This is a genomic window from Neobacillus niacini, from assembly GCF_048572935.1.
In the GTDB taxonomy this organism is placed as follows: domain Bacteria; phylum Bacillota; class Bacilli; order Bacillales; family Cytobacillaceae; genus Neobacillus; species Neobacillus niacini.
The window spans coordinates 4,420,477-4,440,262 of record NZ_CP183883.1; the positions used below are offsets into that span (position 1 = coordinate 4,420,477).

17 protein-coding genes and 1 other annotated feature are annotated in these 19,786 nt (G+C 38.3%); of the genes, 6 read left to right on the plus strand and 11 right to left on the minus strand.

Annotation, left to right across the window (positions count from 1 at the left end; all coding sequences use genetic code 11):
* The first annotated feature begins 141 nt into the window (after positions 1–141).
* Positions 142–567, plus strand: a complete 426-nt coding sequence (locus tag ACN6MT_RS21885; RefSeq protein ID WP_419888032.1) for a hypothetical protein — start codon at positions 142–144, stop codon at positions 565–567.
* A 29-nt stretch (positions 568–596) separates the two neighbouring features.
* On the opposite strand, the gene ACN6MT_RS21890 is transcribed toward ACN6MT_RS21885, so the two are convergent.
* Complete coding sequence (locus ACN6MT_RS21890) at positions 597–1,193, minus strand: hypothetical protein (protein WP_419888033.1); 597 nt, start codon at positions 1,191–1,193, stop codon at positions 597–599.
* Positions 1,194–1,473: 280 nt separating this feature from the next.
* Between ACN6MT_RS21890 and ACN6MT_RS21895 the strand changes: the two genes are divergently transcribed.
* Positions 1,474–2,697, plus strand: a complete 1,224-nt coding sequence (locus ACN6MT_RS21895) for an NAD(P)/FAD-dependent oxidoreductase (RefSeq protein WP_063253729.1) — start codon at positions 1,474–1,476, stop codon at positions 2,695–2,697.
* A 228-nt stretch (positions 2,698–2,925) separates the two neighbouring features.
* Positions 2,926–4,326, plus strand: a complete 1,401-nt coding sequence (locus ACN6MT_RS21900) for a YheC/YheD family protein (RefSeq protein ID WP_419888034.1) — start codon at positions 2,926–2,928, stop codon at positions 4,324–4,326.
* A 42-nt stretch (positions 4,327–4,368) separates the two neighbouring features.
* Here the strand turns inward: ACN6MT_RS21900 and ACN6MT_RS21905 are convergent, their stop codons facing one another.
* The 6 genes from ACN6MT_RS21905 to proS all read right to left on the minus strand — a co-directional run bounded on the left by ACN6MT_RS21905 (position 4,369) and on the right by proS (position 11,045).
* Positions 4,369–5,349: an ABC transporter permease gene (locus ACN6MT_RS21905; protein WP_419888035.1), complete on the minus strand. Its 981-nt coding sequence runs from the start codon at positions 5,347–5,349 to the stop codon at positions 4,369–4,371.
* Positions 5,342–6,253 (minus strand): ABC transporter ATP-binding protein, encoded by a 912-nt coding sequence (locus tag ACN6MT_RS21910; RefSeq protein WP_419888036.1) that lies wholly within the window; start codon positions 6,251–6,253, stop codon positions 5,342–5,344. The genes ACN6MT_RS21905 and ACN6MT_RS21910 overlap by 8 nt, the downstream gene beginning before the upstream one ends.
* A 13-nt stretch (positions 6,254–6,266) precedes the next feature.
* On the minus strand, positions 6,267–7,043 hold the full coding sequence (locus tag ACN6MT_RS21915) for an SGNH/GDSL hydrolase family protein (protein WP_419888037.1): 777 nt from the start codon (positions 7,041–7,043) through the stop codon (positions 6,267–6,269).
* A gap of 90 nt (positions 7,044–7,133) precedes the next feature.
* Positions 7,134–8,375: an NO-inducible flavohemoprotein gene (gene hmpA, locus ACN6MT_RS21920; RefSeq protein ID WP_419888038.1), complete on the minus strand. Its 1,242-nt coding sequence runs from the start codon at positions 8,373–8,375 to the stop codon at positions 7,134–7,136.
* A 393-nt stretch (positions 8,376–8,768) separates the two neighbouring features.
* Positions 8,769–9,329 (minus strand): GNAT family N-acetyltransferase, encoded by a 561-nt coding sequence (locus ACN6MT_RS21925; RefSeq protein ID WP_419888039.1) that lies wholly within the window; start codon positions 9,327–9,329, stop codon positions 8,769–8,771.
* A 285-nt stretch (positions 9,330–9,614) separates the two neighbouring features.
* Positions 9,615–11,045 (minus strand): proline--tRNA ligase, encoded by a 1,431-nt coding sequence (gene proS, locus ACN6MT_RS21930; RefSeq protein ID WP_419888040.1) that lies wholly within the window; start codon positions 11,043–11,045, stop codon positions 9,615–9,617.
* A gap of 241 nt (positions 11,046–11,286) precedes the next feature.
* Positions 11,287–11,505 (minus strand) — a binding site (T-box leader).
* A 138-nt stretch (positions 11,506–11,643) separates the two neighbouring features.
* Between proS and ACN6MT_RS21935 the strand changes: the two genes are divergently transcribed.
* Together ACN6MT_RS21935 and ACN6MT_RS21940 are read left to right on the plus strand one after the other, a co-directional pair.
* On the plus strand, positions 11,644–11,793 hold the full coding sequence (locus ACN6MT_RS21935) for a hypothetical protein (RefSeq protein WP_157411805.1): 150 nt from the start codon (positions 11,644–11,646) through the stop codon (positions 11,791–11,793).
* A 133-nt stretch (positions 11,794–11,926) separates the two neighbouring features.
* Complete coding sequence (locus tag ACN6MT_RS21940) at positions 11,927–12,805, plus strand: cupredoxin domain-containing protein (RefSeq protein ID WP_419888041.1); 879 nt, start codon at positions 11,927–11,929, stop codon at positions 12,803–12,805.
* 41 nt (positions 12,806–12,846) lie between these two features.
* On the opposite strand, the gene ACN6MT_RS21945 is transcribed toward ACN6MT_RS21940, so the two are convergent.
* The 4 genes from ACN6MT_RS21945 to ACN6MT_RS21960 all read right to left on the minus strand — a co-directional run bounded on the left by ACN6MT_RS21945 (position 12,847) and on the right by ACN6MT_RS21960 (position 17,943).
* The gene (locus tag ACN6MT_RS21945) at positions 12,847–15,999 is read right to left on the minus strand and encodes an MMPL family transporter (RefSeq protein ID WP_419888042.1); all 3,153 of its coding nucleotides are present in this window, start codon (positions 15,997–15,999) and stop codon (positions 12,847–12,849) included.
* Positions 16,000–16,003: 4 nt separating this feature from the next.
* Positions 16,004–16,465: a MarR family winged helix-turn-helix transcriptional regulator gene (locus tag ACN6MT_RS21950; protein WP_034673906.1), complete on the minus strand. Its 462-nt coding sequence runs from the start codon at positions 16,463–16,465 to the stop codon at positions 16,004–16,006.
* A 156-nt stretch (positions 16,466–16,621) separates the two neighbouring features.
* Positions 16,622–17,206 carry an ATP-dependent Clp endopeptidase proteolytic subunit ClpP gene (clpP, locus tag ACN6MT_RS21955; RefSeq protein WP_034673907.1) on the minus strand — a complete coding sequence of 195 codons (585 nt, stop codon included), beginning with the start codon at positions 17,204–17,206 and terminating at the stop codon, positions 16,622–16,624.
* A 32-nt stretch (positions 17,207–17,238) separates the two neighbouring features.
* Positions 17,239–17,943: a sigma factor-like helix-turn-helix DNA-binding protein gene (locus ACN6MT_RS21960; protein ID WP_419888043.1), complete on the minus strand. Its 705-nt coding sequence runs from the start codon at positions 17,941–17,943 to the stop codon at positions 17,239–17,241.
* A gap of 225 nt (positions 17,944–18,168) precedes the next feature.
* Between ACN6MT_RS21960 and ACN6MT_RS21965 the strand changes: the two genes are divergently transcribed.
* Positions 18,169–19,635, plus strand: coding sequence for a TerD family protein (locus ACN6MT_RS21965; protein WP_419888044.1), 1,467 nt, complete (start codon positions 18,169–18,171; stop codon positions 19,633–19,635).
* Positions 19,636–19,786 lie beyond the last annotated feature (151 nt).

Here is a 19,786-nt window from a genome sequence, read left to right on the forward strand (position 1 = left end):
TTTTAACAGTATGACGTCAGATTTTCGATTAATTAAATTTACGAAACCAGTTATTTATAGTATTCTAAATATATAGATAATTCAAAAAACAACATTATGAATCCTCACCCCTCCATCCTCATAAAAAGAAGGTGTTTTTAAATGTTTTTTCATTTATTTGCTGCCCTCTTATTTTTCGGTATTTCCATTTCCGTCCCTGCCATTCCAGAAAGCTATTTGGCAGCATCTGTTCTCTCAGGTTTTATTGCACTACTAATCTTTTTGAAGAATTTATATCAACATGTGAATAATAAATTCCTTATGGAAGCTAGAAAAGCAGAAAAGGAAAATATCATAAATCTTTCTACATTCAAAGGAAAATTTGTAAGTATTCGAAATGAAGAATCACCACTATCGGATGAATTTACTTTTATGATCTTTCATGACGGCTCAATAGAGATTCCCCTTTTTTGCCGGAATCATAGCGTTATACAAAAAGCTGCCCACTCCACGAATGAATTAATCGTGTATTATAAGGATTATATCCTTGTTAATGTCGAGGAAATCGAAAAGACACCAAATCCATAAACGGTTTGGTGTCTTTTCATACTTAGAGATTATTCTGCTAACATTGCTTTTATTTTCTCGTTATGCTGCTTAGATTGTTCTAGCAATTGATTTAATAGTGTTGCAGCCTGCTGATCATTTTTGGTCTCAACCGCCGCCTTTAGGTCATGGAAGGTTTTCCAATTCCCCATTGCCTTGCCGCCATGAGCCTTTTGAACAAATTCCTCTTTTGTGATTTTTCCTGCGTCTAGCTGTTTTTTTAGCTCCTGAATTTTAGCCATTTTTTCTTGCTTCCACTTTTCGCGTTTCTGTGCATTTTCGGGGCTTAGCCACTTATTTCTTAATTCTTTTTTCTCTGCTAAAACCTTTATCCATTCTGACTTTTTTTCCGGAGTATATTGGTCCACCCATGCTAGCAGGTTTTGTTCACGCTCAGCCATTTTTGCCTGCCAGTTTTTGTGACTATGCTCTTGTTTTTCACAATCACACTCTTCTGACTCCTTGTCCTCTGCTTTATCCTGAGAGCCAGGAACCGTACTTCTTTCACCTTGCTTTTCACTGTTATCTGGAGTCTGAAGATTCGCAGATGTAAATCCTGGCATGGCGAGGAAGAATCCTAGCAACATGATTAACAATCTAGTTTTCATTTCAATTTCCTTCTTTCTTTTCTTTATTCGTTCAAATAATTAATTTTGCACGAAATTATCATTCCCTATATGTTTAAAAAAATTTACCAATTCGACAAATTTTCATCCAATAACCCACTTGTTAATTACTAGCAGGTATCGTATTCTATGAATATAGAAGATATGTGAAACACTTCACAATAAAATTGAGCATAACGCTCTATATTTTTTAAGTTTTTTTGTGAACAACTTCACAATACATATCGTAGATAATTTACTTATTGTAAGGAGAGAGATTAAAATGAACAAGCCAAAAATCGTAATCTTAGGGGCTGGATACGGTGGTATCATCACTAGTAAGAAGCTTGAGAAGCTATTAAAATCGGGAGAAGCAGACGTTACCTTAATCAACAAGCATGAATACCATTATATTACGACACAATTACATAAAACTGGAGTTGGCACTGCAGCCGATCGTCAAATTGCAATGGAAATTCCGGAATTGATTAATCCCGAAAAAACAAATTTTATCAAAGGCAGTGTCACGAGTGTTGATGTTAAGCAGCAAGTCGTTCAACTGGAGGACGGCGTAACTGTAGAATATGATTACCTCTTAATTGCTTTAGGTTTTGATATTGAAACCTTTGGAATCCCTGGCATTAAAGAACATGCTTTTGCTATCCGGAGCTTTAGAAGCACGAAAGCCATCTATAACCAAATCGTAAGGCAATTAACTCAATATAAAGAGGACAAGGATCCATCACGCCTTACCTTTGTAGTAGCCGGAGGCGGATTTACAGGGGTTGAAATGCTGGGTGAACTTGCTGAAGGGCTTCCTAAACTTTGCAAAAAGTATGAGGTCCCGTTTGAAGAAGTAAAGATTGTTGCTGTCGAGGCTGCACCATCTGTAATTCCATTTTTTCCAAAGGAATCAATCCACTATACAACGGAAGTATTAGAAAAGTTTAATATCGACATGTATATGTCTACAAAAATATTAGAATGTACACCTGAGAAAGTGATTCTCGAAAATGATATTGAAATTCCAACACGAACGTTAATCTGGTCTTGTGGTGTAAAAGGAAATCCAATTGTTCAAAACTGTGGTTTACCAATCGTAAAAGGTAAACTCCCTGTTGACTCCTATCTCCGCGTTAAGGATATGGAAAATATCTTTAGTATTGGTGACTGCTCACTATTTATGAAAGATGATAAAAATGCATTACCTCCAACAGCACAGGTGGCCCTTCAGGAAGCTGATGTGTGTGCAAAAAATATTGTCGCTGCCCTTCGAGGCGGAAGCTTAAAAGCATTTGAATACCATCACAAAGGTTCTGTAGCATCGATTGGAAACTTTGCAGCTGTAGGTAAAGTTGGTAATTTCCGACTTTCTGGATTATTTGGTGCCTTTATGAAACAAGTAATCGAGGCTCGCTATCTATTAAACCTTGGCGGTCCTTCTCTTATCATGAAACAACACTTTGGAGTTAGTAAAGAACCAGTAAAGATGACTGCTAATCAGTAATTAAATTGAACCAATGGAGTAAGGATTCCCTCCCTTTCTGCCCATTGAATAGAATATCCCTAATTTATACTGCTGCCTATATCCCCCAATGTTAGGCAGCAAAACCACCTTTCAACATGAGAGGTGGTTTTTTTGTAAAAGAATATTTCTCTTCTCATGATAGACTTCTGCCCTCCAAATTAGAACATGGCCTGAATAGGATACTAAGAAAGCTAAAGTTTAAGGGGAATGATCAAATTGCGAGTCATAAATGAAAAATTCAGCCAATATTCCCACTTAATAACCGATGAAAAAATTGCTCCACACATACCGGAAACGGCATTATTAAGCAAGAGTACCTTTTATGAATATATAAATAAATACTATCAAGTATACTTGCGTCCCTGTCATAACTATAAAATATCCATTTTAGTCACATCCCTTGAGGACCAACAATTTCGAATCGAATCGGGATGCATAAATGAAATTATACAAGGAACACACAAAGTGTATCAGTTTATTGAAAATAATCTGCTTAATGGTAAAAGGTTTATTATTCAACAGGCTTTTCCACGTTTAACGATCGATGAAAATCACTTCGATATTCGAGTATACGCAGTGAAAACTTCATCTAAATGGATGATTACTGAAAAAATAGCACGGATTACCCCTGATGGCTATTCTATCACCGAGGAAGTGAAGGGAGTCTTTCCTCTCTCCTCCGTCCGTCCAGAATCTTCTTTTAACAGCATTTTTCAAGGAGCATGCACTCAATTAGATGATATTGCCCTCTTAATTGCTATAAAACTCGAGGAAAAATATCCTACATGCAAGTTTGTGATAATTGATTTCATCCTTGACCTATTAGGAAAACCTTGGATGAATGAAATAAGGTTTAGATTTTCAGACGGTAAATGGGATTGGTACCAAGTGTTAAGAGGTGAGCAGGGGCTTTTCCCTTATCTGCCAGAAACCTATCCTTATCATGAAAAGGTCCTGCTTTCTTATCTCGAAGAATATAAAAACTGTATGATTAAGCCCAATATAAGCCAATGGGGTATCGGAATAGCGGTTATTACTCAGTTAGAAAATCAATCCTTTGAAATCCATTCAGAGCGTAGTAAAATCCCTATTACTGACTTCCATGCCCTGTTAGAAAAAGTTCATGAGCGATATATTTCAAAAAAAGCTTATCACATCCAAGAAAAAATACCTCTTGCCACAGTCAAAGATTGCCCGTTTGATGTAAGAGTCATGGTCCAACGGAAAAATGTTAACTCCGACTGGGTTGTTACGGGCAAAATTACCAGAACGGCGGCGAAAGGATATATTGTTACCAATGTTGCAAAGTCATTATCGACAGTTGAGGACGCTATAGAAGCGTCCAAGATTGATCTTAAAAATATCGATTCTCTGCTATGGGAAATTGACCAATTGGGTATACTTGTTGCGAGACAGCTGGAGAAAGTGTACCCTGACTCATGCTTGTGGGGAATGGATATTGGAATTGATCAGGAAGGGAAACCGTGGTTCATAGAAGCGAACCTTGTTCCTGACGTGTCTATTTTCCGTTACTTGCCTGATAAAACGATGCTAAATACGATAAAAGAATACCTAAGAGAAGCTAAGAAAAAATCAGATAACCAATAAAAAAGAGTTATTCATTATTTCAGGAATAACTCTTTTACTTTATTAATAAACATCCTTTTTGGTAAACACATAAAAGGAAACAAATAATCCAGCACACCACCAGACAAAAAGGACCATCATTGAAAAGGACAGCGTCATCCCTTCTATTGGGGGTGGATTTCCATTCATGTAGTTAGTTAACTTTAAATTTACCATAAAGAAATATTTTGCTGATTCCCAGGACGAAACCATATTACTAAGAATCGCTCCTGAAATGAGTGCTGCTAACATCACACCCATACCAGCCGCTGTACTTCGAATGAGAACGGATAACATGAATGAAAGTGTTCCCACGACGATTGCCACTAGCCAAACAAGCCCAAAATCCATTAATAAAAACTGCCATTGATCGATTAATTTCACACTTGCAGTATTTAGACCTGCATCTGTAACACTAAACCCAGTCAATACCGGTGCTCCCCAGCCTTTATATCCAAACACCAACCCTGAAATACTGTAGGAAAGCAGGCCGGCAATAGCAACAATTAACGAGATGGCAAGAATAAGGGTTAAATACTTACTTAGAAGGACCTTCCACCTCTTAACTGGTCTCGTCAACAGCAGCTTAATAGAACCCTGACTGTGCTCAGAAGACACGATATCACTGGCAATGACCATAACCATTAAAGGAATAAACAATTCAATCGAATTTTCTAAAAAAATCCTCATAAACGTAGGAGCACCTGGCTCTGATGGATTGATATCGTGATCAAGATAATATTGATTTTGTTGTAAGGCAATTTGGAGCTGTTGTTTCCATTCATCAGATATCCGAGGGCTGCTGATACGGTTTTGCTGGTCAATAATCGTTTGTTGTATAATGGTCCGCCAATCGTCGGTTCCTAATTTTTCTCTTTGCCTTTCATTCTCTTTATATTGCGCATAGGTGAATAGTGCAACCAATATACCAATGATTAGCGCTATAACCACTAATCTCTTTTTTGCAATTAGTTTCATCATTTCATTTTGGATAAGTTTATTCAATTGAGTCACCCCCGGTTAGTTCGAGGAACAAATCTTCTAACACAGGCATTTTACGATACATCTCTGTGACGGAAACGCCTGCTTCCACCAGCATTTTATTCCACTCAGCGGTCTTCATTTCATCATATTCAGTTGAGACCGTACCATCATCTCTTTCTTCAATGGCTGTGAGTGAACGTAACACCTCTTTTCCCTTTTCAACAGGATGAAAACGCCAAATGATTCGTTCCCGATTGGATAACAAGTTATCGACTGAATCGGTCGTAATCACAGTTCCTCGAGAAATGATTGCCACTCGATCACATAATAACTGAATTTCACTTAAAAGGTGGCTGGAAACCAGAACGCTCAGTCCTTCCTCTTCGGCAAGAAACCGTATAAATTCACGCATTTCTCTGATGCCAGCAGGATCTAATCCATTCGTAGGTTCATCAAGGATTAATACCTTAGGTCTTCCTAAAAGCGCCTGTGCAATTCCAAGTCTCTGCCTCATCCCTAAAGAATAGGTTTTAACTTTATCATGAATTCGATCTCTTAGACCGACCAGTTCGGTGACCTCCCTGATTCGCTCTTCACCAATGCCATCAAGCATATGGGCAAAATGGAGCAAATTGTCATAACCAGACAAATACGGGTATAATTCAGGGTTTTCAACGATACAACCAAGATGCTTCATTGCTTCCTCAAAATGATCGACAATATTAAAGCCCCCAATTTGAATACTTCCGGATGTTGGTTTAATTAATCCCACGAGCATTCGGATCGTTGTCGTTTTCCCAGCACCATTGGGACCTAGGAAACCAAATACCTCGCCTTCCTTTAACTCAAAACTTATTCCTTTAATGATTTCTTTTTTACCAATTACCTTTTTTAAATTATGTACAGATAACGTAATATTCTCCATATGGCTGGTCTCCTTACCAGGTTAGCAGTGAAGCCACTCGTTCAGCAATTAAACGGTACCCTTTTGTATTCGGATGGAACTTGTCAGTATAAAGATAATCATTTACCTTCAACTCAAAAAGATCAAATGTTGGTACAAAGACGATTTTTGGAAAACCTGCGCTTAATTCAGCACTTTGATAATTCCAGTGTCGAACGACTGCAGACATCTCTTTCCCCCGCTCTAACTCACTAAAAGGATTATATAAACCGATGAAAAAGACATTTGCTTCACTATTACTTGCACGAATCTGTTGAAAAATAAAATTCATATTCTCCATGAATTTCTTCTCAATGTTCGCAATATCAGCTGCTTCAAACTCCAATAACCCTTGTCCACCTCTGAACAAGTCATTGCCGCCCATTGTTACTAAAATCATATCTGCACTTTGCAGCTGCCGCTTCACTTCGGTTTGTTGAATTTGCTTCTTAAGTTGGCCGGATTCCTGACCGCTTATGCCCAGATTCGTCAGCCTGACATCCTGCTTTGATTTTTCCTTTATTTCATCTAGGAGAAAACCTACATACCCTTTTCCTGTTTCATCCCCTGTACCTCTTGTTAAGGAATCACCTATGGCGACAATATGCATGCCATCTTTTTTCTCTGCTTTCATTTCTACATTGGTTTTCTCTTGGATTTTATCAGGCTTGCCTGCATAATATTCACCTACAGCCAATCCAAGTCCAACCAGCCAGAGGAGGCAAAAAAATATCGATATCATGGTTACAGATTTTATGACGTTTTTATTCACATAGCTTCATCCTTTCTGGCTATTTCTACCTTTTATTTAATCACAATTACTGGATGAATCAAACTTTCAAGACAGAAAAAAACCGATTTCCTAAACGGAAACCGGTTCTTCCTTCACACTTTCTTCTAAACTGCCTTTTGGTCCAAAGAACTCAAAGTGAATTCTCTCTTCCGCAACGTCTAAATTTTTTAAAGAAGCATTGATTGATTTCATAAATGGTACAGGGCCACAGAAATAGAAGTCTGCATCGGAAACAGGAATATTTTTAACAAGCCAGTCTTGCGTTACATATCCTTCAACATCAAAAGATTGGTTCTTACGGTCTTCTTCTGTTGGTGAATCATAAAAGAAATAGGAATTTACATTTTCTAGAGAAGATACTGACTCCACTTCCTCTCTTAATGCATGAACATTACCATTGGCTGCAGCGTGAATGAACGTTACATTTCTCTCAGGCTGAACTTCAACCACTGTTTTTAACATACTCAACATTGGTGTTAAGCCGACACCGCCGCTTAATAATACAACAGGTGTATTTTTTTCAGTATCAAGAACAAAATCTCCCGCTGGAGCACTTACCTGTAAGATTTCTCCCTCTGTAACCGTATCATGAAGATAATTTGAAACCATTCCGTCAGGGTTCTTTGTACCTGCTTCACGTTTTACGCTAATACGGTAATAATCCTTACCAGGTGAATCTGATAAACTGTATTGACGAATATGTGTAAATTCCTCACCATCGATTTCAAGTTTAATACTGATATACTGACCAGGAAGGTATTGGGCAATTTCTTTATTGTCTGTAGGTTTTAGGTAAAAGGATGTAATTACATCACTTTCCTCAACTTTGCGGTCAACCACAAAACTACGGAAACCATCCCAGCCTCCTTTTTGTTTTTCAGCTTCTTCATACATTTCTGCCTCAACACCGATAAAGGCATCCGCAATTACTCCATAAGCCTCTGCCCAGGCATTGATAATTTCATCTGTTGCAGCGTCACCTAAAACGTCTTTAATTGCTAATAGTAAGTGTTTACCAACAATCGGATAATGTTCTGGTTTAATGCCAAGACTTCTATGTTTATGGGCAATTTGTTTAACAACTGGAAGGATAGCTTCAAGATTATCAATATATTGTGCAGCCGCATAGACAGTTCCTGCTAGCGCTTTTTGTTGTCTGCCTTGCTTTTGGTTTGCATGATTGAAAATATTCAATAATTCCGGATGATTCCCGAACATCATTTGATAAAAACGTGTTGTAATGGCTTCTCCGTGTTTTTCTAAAACTGGTACTGTTGATTTAATGATTTCAATTGTATTACGATCTAACAAAACTATCACTCCTTATGTAGTGGTTATCACTATTTATATAGTGATTATATGAGATATTACACTTGGAGTAAGTGATGCAAATCACACATCATGAAATTTGGTTCATTCGAACCAGAAGTTAAGATGTCGTGTCCTTAATCGAGTAACCAGCCACGGTAAAAAGCGGAGATTTTCCGCTTAAATGCAAAATGGAGCTAGTTTCGGGGGATATAAACGGAGGGTTTCCGCTTAATTAAAGCGAAATCCCCTATTTTCGATTTTTCCGAGCCAATAGACGGAATCTCTCCGTCTGTTTGAGTATTTTTTATTACTAATTACGTATTTAGCGGAATTTCTCCGCTTATTTCTTACGATTAGTCAAGTGTATTTCAGTTAATTCATTATTTAAGTGATTTATTTTATTTTTGCGAAAACGCAGGTGTCTCTAAGTTCCTTACTATCTACAGAGATACCATCATTTTTTAAGATGCCCTCAAGGGTAAAACCTAATTTTTCTGGAATTGCACGACTTTTAGTATTTCGTGGATCACAACGAATCTCAATTCGTTTAGCATTAAGTTCGGTAAATGCAAACCTCATAATTGCTTCTGTCGCTTCCGTTATATATCCTCTGCCAGAAAAACGGGTATCAATCCAATAACCAATCTCAAACTTTGGTACTTCCCAATTAATTCTATGAAGACCTGATGAACCAATAAATTCACCGGTTTCCTTATTGAATAAATGTAATCTTAAATCTTCACGGGTTATAAACTTTGCAATACTGTCTCTTACATTCGCTTCTACATCTTGCTCTGTTTGATTCATATGAGCCCATGGCATCCACGGTTTTAGTTCATTCAATGACGCCTGGATTGCTTCATATACATATTTCCCATCACCTGGTAAGGGCTTGCGGATTAACAACCTTTCTGTGGTAAACTCCTCTGGAAATTCTATTAAACTTGGATTCATTTTGTCTCCCCCTTTAAAAACTTTGAATCTTCATGAAGTCCATTTTCTCTTTTCTTTTTCGACTTTGGGCTTTATAAACCCTTCATGGTGACCATTTATGCGATACTTCTTTCATTTTGGGCTTCATGGAGGGCTTATGATGACCATTTTACCGATTTCCCTTTCACTTTGGGCTTCATAAACCCTTCATGATGACCACTTTCGTGATTTTCCTTTCATTTTAGGCTTCATGAACGGCAATTAATAAAAAGACCCTTCCAAAAAGGAAGAGTCTCCACAAAAATATTAGTATGCTTTTGCCCAATAGACCATCTTGTCTGCTTCTTTTCCACAGCATACACATGTAGTAGAAACCTGTTCTTGTTCAAATGGAATACATCTAGAAGTGGCAGTTGTTTCTTCTTTGATTTTCTCCTCACACGCAAGCTCTCCGCACCACATAGCTTTAATGAATCCTGGTTTTGCTTCAAGCTTTTCCTTTAATTCAGGAAGTGTCACGGCTACGGAAGTTCTTTCTTCACGGTGCGTCAAAGCTTTATTGTATAAATTAGATTGGATATCATCGAGTAATTCCACAAGCTTGGTTTCTAATTGATCCATAGGAACAATTACTTTTTCTAATGTATCCCTTCTTACCAACACAACTTGTTTGTTTTCAATGTCTTTTGGTCCCACTTCTAAACGAACTGGAATTCCTTTCATTTCGTATTCGTTGAATTTCCAGCCTGGCTTTTTATCGCTAGCGTCAATATCAACACGAGCAACGCTGGATAATGACTTCTTCAAATCATAAGCGAAATCAAGAACTCCTTCTTTATGCTGTGCAATTGGCACTATCATAACTTGAGTTGGCGCAGCTTTTGGAGGAATCACAAGACCGCGGTCGTCACCATGAACCATGATTAACGCCCCAATGATTCTTGTCGTAAAGCCCCATGATGTTTGGTGAACATACTGAAGCTTTCCTTCTTTATCGGTATATTGGATATTAAATGCTTCCGCAAAACCTGTGCCAAAATGGTGGGATGTTCCTGACTGCAGGGCTTTACCATCGTGCATTAAGCTTTCAATGGTAAAAGTAGCTTTAGCTCCAGCAAATTTTTCTTTTTCGGTCTTCTGACCTTTAACTACAGGAATTGCAAGGATCTCTTCACAAATCGCTGCATAGACATTCAGCATTTTGATCGTTTCTTCCATCGCTTCTTCATCCGTTGCGTGTGCAGTATGACCTTCCTGCCATAAAAATTCTAATGTCCGTAAAAATGGACGGGTTGTTTTTTCCCAGCGAACTACGTTAGCCCATTGATTATAAAGCTTGGGTAAATCCCTGTATGAATGAATGATATTGCTATAATGCTCACAGAAAAGAACTTCAGATGTTGGGCGCACGACTAAACGCTCAGCCAGCTCCTCAGAACCACCATGTGTTACCCATGCCACTTCAGGTGCAAATCCTTCGACATGGTCTTTTTCTTTTTGGAGCAAGCTTTCTGGAATAAATAATGGCATATAGACATTTTCATGGCCTGTTTCTTTAATACGGCGGTCTAATTCATTTTTAATATTGTCCCATAGGGCATATCCATAAGGGCGGATAATCATTGATCCGCGTACACTTGAATAATCGATTAAGTCTGCTTTTGTTACAACATCGGTATACCACTGGGCGAAATCCTCGTCCATACTGGTAACATCTTTTACAAATTCCTTTGCCATTTTTGACACCTCATTATTTTTTTAAAAATCGCTGTGTGCTAAACTGGACTGTTGATTTGCGCTCCAGGCACTTCGCTTTCCGCAGGCGGTTCGGGAAGCCTCCTCGACGCTAAAGCGTCTGCGGGGTCTCCCCTGTCCCGTCCTCCTGCAGGAGTCTTCGTGCCTTCCACGCAAATCAACAGGTGCCAATATTAATATTACGCTTTAACACAGGTTTGAATATAAAAAGGCCTTGGCCCCAAAAAGGGACCAAGACCTGGCGATACCACCCTAAATTCATAAAGCAAATGCTTTATACTCTCGACATGATAACGGATTTTATCCGCATGTATCTTCAAATAAGAATCCGATACAGAACTCCAAGGCAGGTTCAAATGTCTGTCTTAAGAAACCTTCCACCAATGGTTTCCTCTCTTTGTAAGACACCTTACATTTTACTAATCCTCTTCACAGTTTCAAATAGTATTTTTGAAAAAATTATATAGTTCTAACACGAAAATGTCAAATACTATTATGGAAAAATATTCTGATTACATATTACAATGCTTTATTTCTAGCTTGGATTTCGGTTACAATTAGTAGGAATGAGGTGATATTCTTGAAAAATGACGAAAAGAATGAGATTGATCAGGAAGAAGAAGAAAAACGATACTTACTTGACCTTATGAAAATGCAAAATGAAGCGTTAAAAAGAATCTATAAAAACACCATAGATAACGAGAAAATCAATAAACCCAATGGACGTTGAGAACGTCTTTTTTTATTTCCAGTGAAGTTTTCATTAAACGTTCATAAACGCCACCAAAAAGACAATTTTTATGTTTATCAATGCATTTATAATGTACATATGTTGTTTATTAACTGTTAGAGGAGATTTTCAAATGTATGTATTATCGATTTTCACAATCGTTATTATGAGTGTATTGACTGGATGTTCCATTCTTCTGCTTCATCGCAAGAAAAATAAACTTGCAAGCCTTTCAGGTACGATTGTCGTAATCGTCCTGACAATGATGGGAGGATTATTAGCTGGATATATCAGCGGGATTCTTTCAGGCGAATTATTTTTCCCTGTTGGCTTAGGTACTTTAATTGGTTTTGTCCTAGGTTTTATTGCTGGCCAGCCTGTTGGGATGTTGGCGATTTTAAGCGGATCGGTTTCCGGTATTGTAAGTGGAATGATCGGTGCCCTCTTAGGTGCCATCCTTCAGTTTGATAACCCAACAATCATGCTTGGGATATTACTAGGCTTGTATGTTATTATTCTTGGTCTAGTTATTTTATTTATCATTGTTGATACAAACGGTAAGCTATCACTGGATACACAAGGAATTTCACCATTTAATATTTTTTCAGCTGGACTGGTTCTGATTGCCTTATTTTTATTTTTATACAGTAGTGATCTAGTCAAAATTCCTGGTGAAGCCGAAGCAGCTCAAACACAGGAGACAAATACTCCTCCAGCAAAAACAGAACTTGATATTACGGGTGAAACTAATCCTAAAATAGACATGATGATAACACCGACTGGCTATTCTCCCAATGTGATTAGAGTAAAAAAAGGTGTACAAGTGGAGTTAAACATTACAAATCCGGGTGACAATAGCTGTTTTTCAACCTTTATGATGCCAGATTTCGATTTAAACAATATTAATCTAAAGGCAGGTACAACAAATTTAACCTTTACCCCTGACAAAGAAGGAGAATATACCTTTACATGTGGAATGAATATGTTTAAAGGGACAGTTATAGTGGAGTAGAGCAAGAAAGCACGCTGAGAATTTCTCAGCGTGCTTCTTTTTTACAAATGTGTTGAATGATCATGTACAACGGTATCGGTATTCTTTTTAAACGGCCAATAGTTTGCCTCGCCAAAGGTTTTGACCATGACGGGAACAAACAACGGTAAAATTACAAGAGCATAGAGTGAAAGTCCGATTAATAGAATGGCCGCAATTTGTAGTAAAGATAAAACACCAGCTGGCATCATCGCAGCAAAAGTACCGCCCAAAATGACAGCCGCCGAGATAATAACCGTCCCCATTTTCTTCATCGAGATGAGAATCGCTTGTTCTACCGGCATATGTTTAAATTCATTAAATCGGTCCATTAAGAAAATACTGTAATCAATTCCGAGTGCAATTAATATGACAAACGCGAAGAACGGAACAGCCCAGCTAATTCCTGAATAACCTAAGATATTTACAAATAATACCTCAGCAAGTGCCATAGAAGTAAAATACGTTAAAATTAATGAACCTATCAAATATAAAGGCATAATGATGGAACGGAACAGAATGATTAGAATAATCGTAATCCCAATTAACATAAGCACCACTGTTCGAGAATAGTCAGCTTGCGAAATATTATCTAGATCATGATGCATACTTGATACACCGCCGACTGCTATTTCTGCGTTTTCAAGCTTTGTGTCCTTGACAATGCGTTCCACTGTATCTTTAATTTCAGGAACCGTCTGAAGAGCTTCATTCGAATATGGGTTCATATTAAAGACCACATCAATCGTCATTACTTTGCGATCCTTTGACATATAGGTGTCTAAGACTTGCTCAAAGTCTTCACCATCAAGAACCTCTTGTGGAATAAAGAAACCATTTTGCTCTTGTTCCGATACTCCAGCTAGATACTCCTGTGCAGACTCCAAACCATCAGAGACTTGATTTAAGCCATCCGCGCTTTGTGTTAACCCATCTGAAAGCTGAGTAATTTGACCGCTCATATCCTTAAAGCCTGTTAATATCTGCTGCTGACCACTATTTAATCCATTTAGACCATTTGAAAATTGAGGCAGGCTATCCACAATTTGTCCTTGGCCATTTCCCATTGTGTAAAGTCCTGATTCAATCTCTGTTAAACCTTTTAAGAGATCTTCCATTCCCTTCACAAGTGCTTCCTGACCTGCAATGGCTTCTGAAAAATTACTATTCGCAAAGCTAATTCCTTCCTGAGCCCCTTTTAATCCTGCATTCAATTGATTCAAGCTGCCTGCTAATTCTGCAGTTGCTACCTGAGAACCCTGAATGGTCATTTTGATAGCTTGATAGTTTTGATTTTGCCCAATATCACTATATTCATTTTCTAAATTCGTAAAATATTGATTGGTTGCCACTAAGGACGTATTTAGATCACTTAAGCCCTTTTCAACTAATTTATAGTTTCCTTCAAGTGCATTTAACCCTTGGGCCGCCTGTTTGTAACTCTCGAGCAGCTGTTTACTGCCCGCCAAAACTTCGGCAGATTTAGTCTTGATTACCGCTAGACCTTCTTTTACTTGGGTCGTACCAGCAGCACCTTGTCTTAATCCATCTTCAATTTTTGCAAGGTTTTCTTGTATGGTTCCCATGCCTGTTTGGAGCTGAGATGTTCCGGCAATCAATTGACCGATTCCATCAGCTGCCTCTTCCATTTTAGGCTGATTAGCAGCGAGCTGGCTGCCTGCATCGGCAAGACCATTGCTAATCTGTTCAATTCCATCATTTCCTTGACCAAGACCATCCTCAAGACTTTTTACCTGCTCTGAAATATATAAATCGTCAATGGTTTCACCTGTGGGGCGAGTAACGGAACGGACTGTGTCAACACCGCTAATTTTATTTAGCTCTTGGCTGATTTTTTCCGTCAGAGCAATGTACTCAGACGTGTTCAGCTCATCATCATTTTTAAAAACAATTTGTGTTGGCATAGATTCACCAGGTCCGAATCCATCAGCAATAATATTAAATCCTTGGATTGAATTGAACTCATCACCAATTTCCTCTAAAGAGTTAAACGACAAATCTCCATCATATGTGAATAACGCCGGAACTGAAATGGCCGCTACAATCAGCAGCGCAATTAAAGGACGTGCTAATGCAAAACTGCCGACAAAGCCCCAAAATTTACTTTCACCATGTTCAAGCCTGCCTTTTGACGGCCAGAATAATTTTTTGCCTAATACAGCCATAAAGAACGGAACAATCGTAAACAAACCTACTATCAATAATGCTACACCAATCGCAACGGCAGCGGCTGACTGATAAAGTACAAAGGTAGAAAAACCAATAGATGCAAAACCAATCATCACGGCTAATCCGCTAAAAAACACCGTTTTACCTGCATTTCGATACGTAATAACAATTGCTTCTACTACACTATCATTCTTAGACATTTCCTCTTTAAAACGACTAAGCAGCAATATACAATAATCAGTCCCAATACCAAACAATACAGCCACTAAGAATATCTGCGTGAACGTTGATAATGGGAAATTCACTTTATCTACTAATATCGCAACGATGGATTGGGAAGCTAAATAGCTGAATCCAACTGTTACTAATGGAATAATTGGAGCGATTGCTGATTTAAATACAAGCAAAAGAACAATTAAAATAAAAACAACCGTAATCCCTTCGGTCTTCTTAAGACCTTCTTGTGAGTTGGTTACAAGGTCCTCAGAAATCAGCCAGTTTCCTGTATAATAATGGTCTAATTTCACATTATCCAATGCTTTATACAAGGCATTTGTGATTTCTTTTGCTTCACGGTCATTTACTGCTACATTTAAGGAAACAAGAATGGTTTTACCGTCCTTCGATACAAGCTGTTCTTTCAATTCTTCTTGATTGAAATGAGTCAGGATTGAAGTTATACCTAAATCACTCTTCTCTTTTTCCAGTTGATTAATCGCCTTTTCTGCCTTGGAAAAGTCTTCTTCCGTCAACTTTTTGTCACTATGGAAGACCAATGCTGTTTGTAATTCATTTCCGCTATTTTCACTTGACTGGACATCGTTTAAAATTTCCTCGGCCAAAGTAGAAGAATAGCCTTTCGGAACGCTGATTTGTCCTTTGTCCCGGACAAGCTGTTCCATATTTGGTGCAGACAAAAAGAGAACTGCGATGACTGCAATCCATGCCAGGAGGACAAACCATTTTCCTTTTATAAATGCTCTCACGTTTTTACTCCCCCATTTCTTCCTTTTTCATGTTGGTTAATATCAGGGCTAATTTCTCATACGTATTAATAAAATTAGTGATTTCCGTTTCATCAAATTGGGTAATCAATGACTCTACCAAAAGGTGCACCTTTTCCTGAGTTTTTCGACTCATCTCTTTTCCTTTTTCACTTAAGGTAAGATATACTACTCTTCGATCGTTTTCATCTCGTGTTCTTTCAATTACACCTCTGTCCGCTAATCGATTAATGATAGCGGTAATCGCACTTTTATTGACCTCAAAGGCCTCTGCCAGTTCAGAGGACGTACACTCAGTAGAATTCTGAATGTATCTAATAATGTAGTGCTGATCAATCGTAATATCTTCTTCAATCTGACTTTTGATTAAGGACTCAGCCTTCTTATTGACTTCAAAAGAAACGGACACATAGCGGTCGATTAATTCTTGAATAATTTTTTTATCCATCGTCCATTTCTCACCTCACTTCTACTTCAAAAATAATAGTTAAACTGTTAAACTATTCACCTGTTTAACTATATGGTATGTCATAAATGGTGTCAATAAAAAAAAGGCTAGCAATTGCTAACCTTTTTCTTGTTATTTTTGCAAATTATTTTTGTATTATACCTTTGGGTATAATATCTCATCGATTATTCCATATTCTTTGGCTTCTTCTGCACTCATAAAGTAGTCGCGGTCGGTATCTTTTGCGACTTTTTCAACACTTTGACCGGTTCTTTCGGCAATAATTTGATTGATATGTTCCCGCAATTTTAAGATTCGTTTTGCTGAGATTTCTATTTCTGTAGCCTGACCCCTGACGCCACCCAGAGGCTGATGGATCATGATTTCACTATTTGGCAATGCATATCGCTTTCCCTTCGTCCCAGCTAGCAGCAGCATGGCACCAAACGACGCTGCCATTCCCGTACATATGGTTCTGACGTCAGGCTTAATGTATTGCATCGTATCAAAAATGGCAAACCCCGCTGAGGTAGAACCGCCTGGACTGTTAATATAGAGAGAGATTTCTTTATCAGGTGCGTCCGCTGCTAAAAATAATAATTGAGCTACAACGCTATTCGCGGTATGATCATTAATTTCTTCACCAATTATAATGATTCGGTCCTTTAATAGCCGAGAATATATATCATAAGAGCGTTCACCGCGGTTGGACTGTTCAATTACATATGGAATGGTACTCATTATCTAAATCCTCCTTAAAAGCTAGTAATTGGCTATGCAGCCATACAGAGAGTGCTTAAAGGAGATGAAGCTTTCAATGTAACTGGTGTTCTGGAAACTGCCTTAGGAACATTAATCAACCTACTTACGGACGGTATGGCTTCAATTAGGACTGTTGGGTCTTGGTTGACGAGTGAATCATGAAAAAGATCCCAGAGCTGTTCTCGTTCCTCCTCTTCCCAAAACGAATCTAAGGAAAAAGGTTCCCGTTCATTTCCGATTCGTTTCTTAGCCCTGTTAAGACTCGCCTTTACTGCCATTTCTGTCGTATTTAATATTTCTGCAATTTCCTTCGATTGATATTGAAACGCTTCTTTTAAAAGAAAGATGATTGCCTGCCGTGGAGTAAAGGTGTCCAGTAACAAATCCACTGAAGCAATCGTATCCCCCGCTGAAAAATAGTTCTCCTCACGCATTTGTTCATGAATGAATGGTTCGTTCTTTCTTTTACGAAGTGTATCCATCCAATGATTGTGTGCTATTTTATTTAATAACGCCGGAGTGATTCTCTCTTGGCTGTAATAGGATATTGCCTTTACCAACGCCTCTTGTGCTAAATCGTCTCCATCCCATTTACTCTGGGTTAGAAAATGACAATATTTCTGCAGTTTAAAATAATATTCATTCCAGGTAGGATCCTCAGACCCTTCATCATGCTGCACAGCCTCTAAGGTACACGGGCTAAGTTTGTTTGACATTATTTTCACTCCCTTAACACTCTCTACACTATAAACGTTTAGGTGGAATAAAAAGATACGGGTATAAAAACTTTTCTTATTTACTACTATATACATTTTTGAAACTTTTTCGCCAAGTTAACGTAAATGTAAGCAGTAGGAAATATATCAGTGAAGAATTCGTTCTTCTACAATGGTTGCTTTATAATAAAATAAAAATAGTAAACACGATTAGGAGTGAAATACGTGGGAGTTACACTTAGTAAAGGACAAAAAGTTGATTTAACAAAGTCACATCCTGGTCTGCAGAATGTTGTCGTTGGCTTAGGATGGGATATTGCACATAATGGGTCTAACTTTGATTTAGATGCTTCCACCTTTTTATTAGGAGCGTCTGGAAAGGTTCAAAGCGACCAGGATTTTATTTTTTATAATAATCCATCTGGAGGCAACGGCTCAATAAATTACAGTGGGGACAACCGCAGTGGAGCTGGCGAACGTGATGACGAACAAATCCGCATCGATTTGCAAAGGGTGCCAAGCCACATCCACCGAATTGCATTCACGATTACGATTCATGATGCACAAATGAAGCACCAGAATTTTGGACAAATCTCTAATTCATACGTGCGCATTTTCAATGAACAAACGAATGAAGAGCTGCTTCGTTTTAACCTAGGCAGAGACTTTACTGTTGAAACCGCGATTGTTGCAGCAGAACTTTACCGCCATAACGGAGAATGGAAATTTAATGCGATAGCCAGTGGTTTTCAAGGTGGACTAGCTGCTTTATGCCGCAATTTCGGTGTAAGTGTGGATGATCCGGCACCGGAAAACACACCGCCTGTTCAACAAAATTTATTTAACAACCATCAAAATCAGTTTAACAATCAGAGCCAATATAGCAGCCAAAATCAATATAATAATCAACCATCCTATAATCAAAATTCATACAGCTCTAACCCATACCAACAAAATCAACAGCACGAGCGTATCCATTTACAACCGGAATCATCCTATTCTCAACCAGCTTTTGGATATCCAACCCAAACCTCACATGGAAGCACCAATCGTACATATGGGGATGATATTCATTGTCCACGCTGTAGTTCAACTAATATTCGTACTGGACAAAAGGGATTTGGTTTGGGTAAAGCAGCGATTGGCGGTTTAATACTTGGTCCAGTCGGTTTGCTTGGAGGATTTATTGGGAAGAATCAGTTGAAATTCACATGTAATAGCTGCGGCAACTCATGGTCCCCAAACCAAACGGACTACGCGGAATGGGCGAATCAATCCAAGAGAAAAGCACAAGAATTGTTTAATCGTTACAAGAGTCAGGACGTATTAGAAGCGGTCGTAGCCGCTTGTGCATTGGTTTCCATGGCAGACGGATACTTGGATGCTATGGAAAGACAAAAAATGGTAGAATTTATTCATTCCAGCGAAGAATTACGCGTATTTGACAGTAATAAAGTGCTTCAACGATTTAATTACTTTGTGTCCCGTATTGAAGCAGATCGTATGATTGGAAGAGCTGAAGCCTTCCGTGCACTTGGAAAAATAAGAACGAAGCCTGAAATTGCCCGCTTAGTGGCTCGTTACTGTATCGCTATTGGTTATGCAGATGGCAACTTTGACCACAATGAAATGCAAATGGTCAGCGATATTTGCCGTGAGCTTGGTTTGAATCCTGGTGAGTTTTTATCGTAATGAATAAAAGCCTTGTGTAGTACGTGGACAACATAATTAGTCGGGAGATATTGAGTAAGATTTAACTGATGAATATATATTCAAAAATAGACGCTCAGAATTTTCTCTGAGCGTCTATTTTTTGTTATTTAGTTAAGCAGAAGGTTAGTTT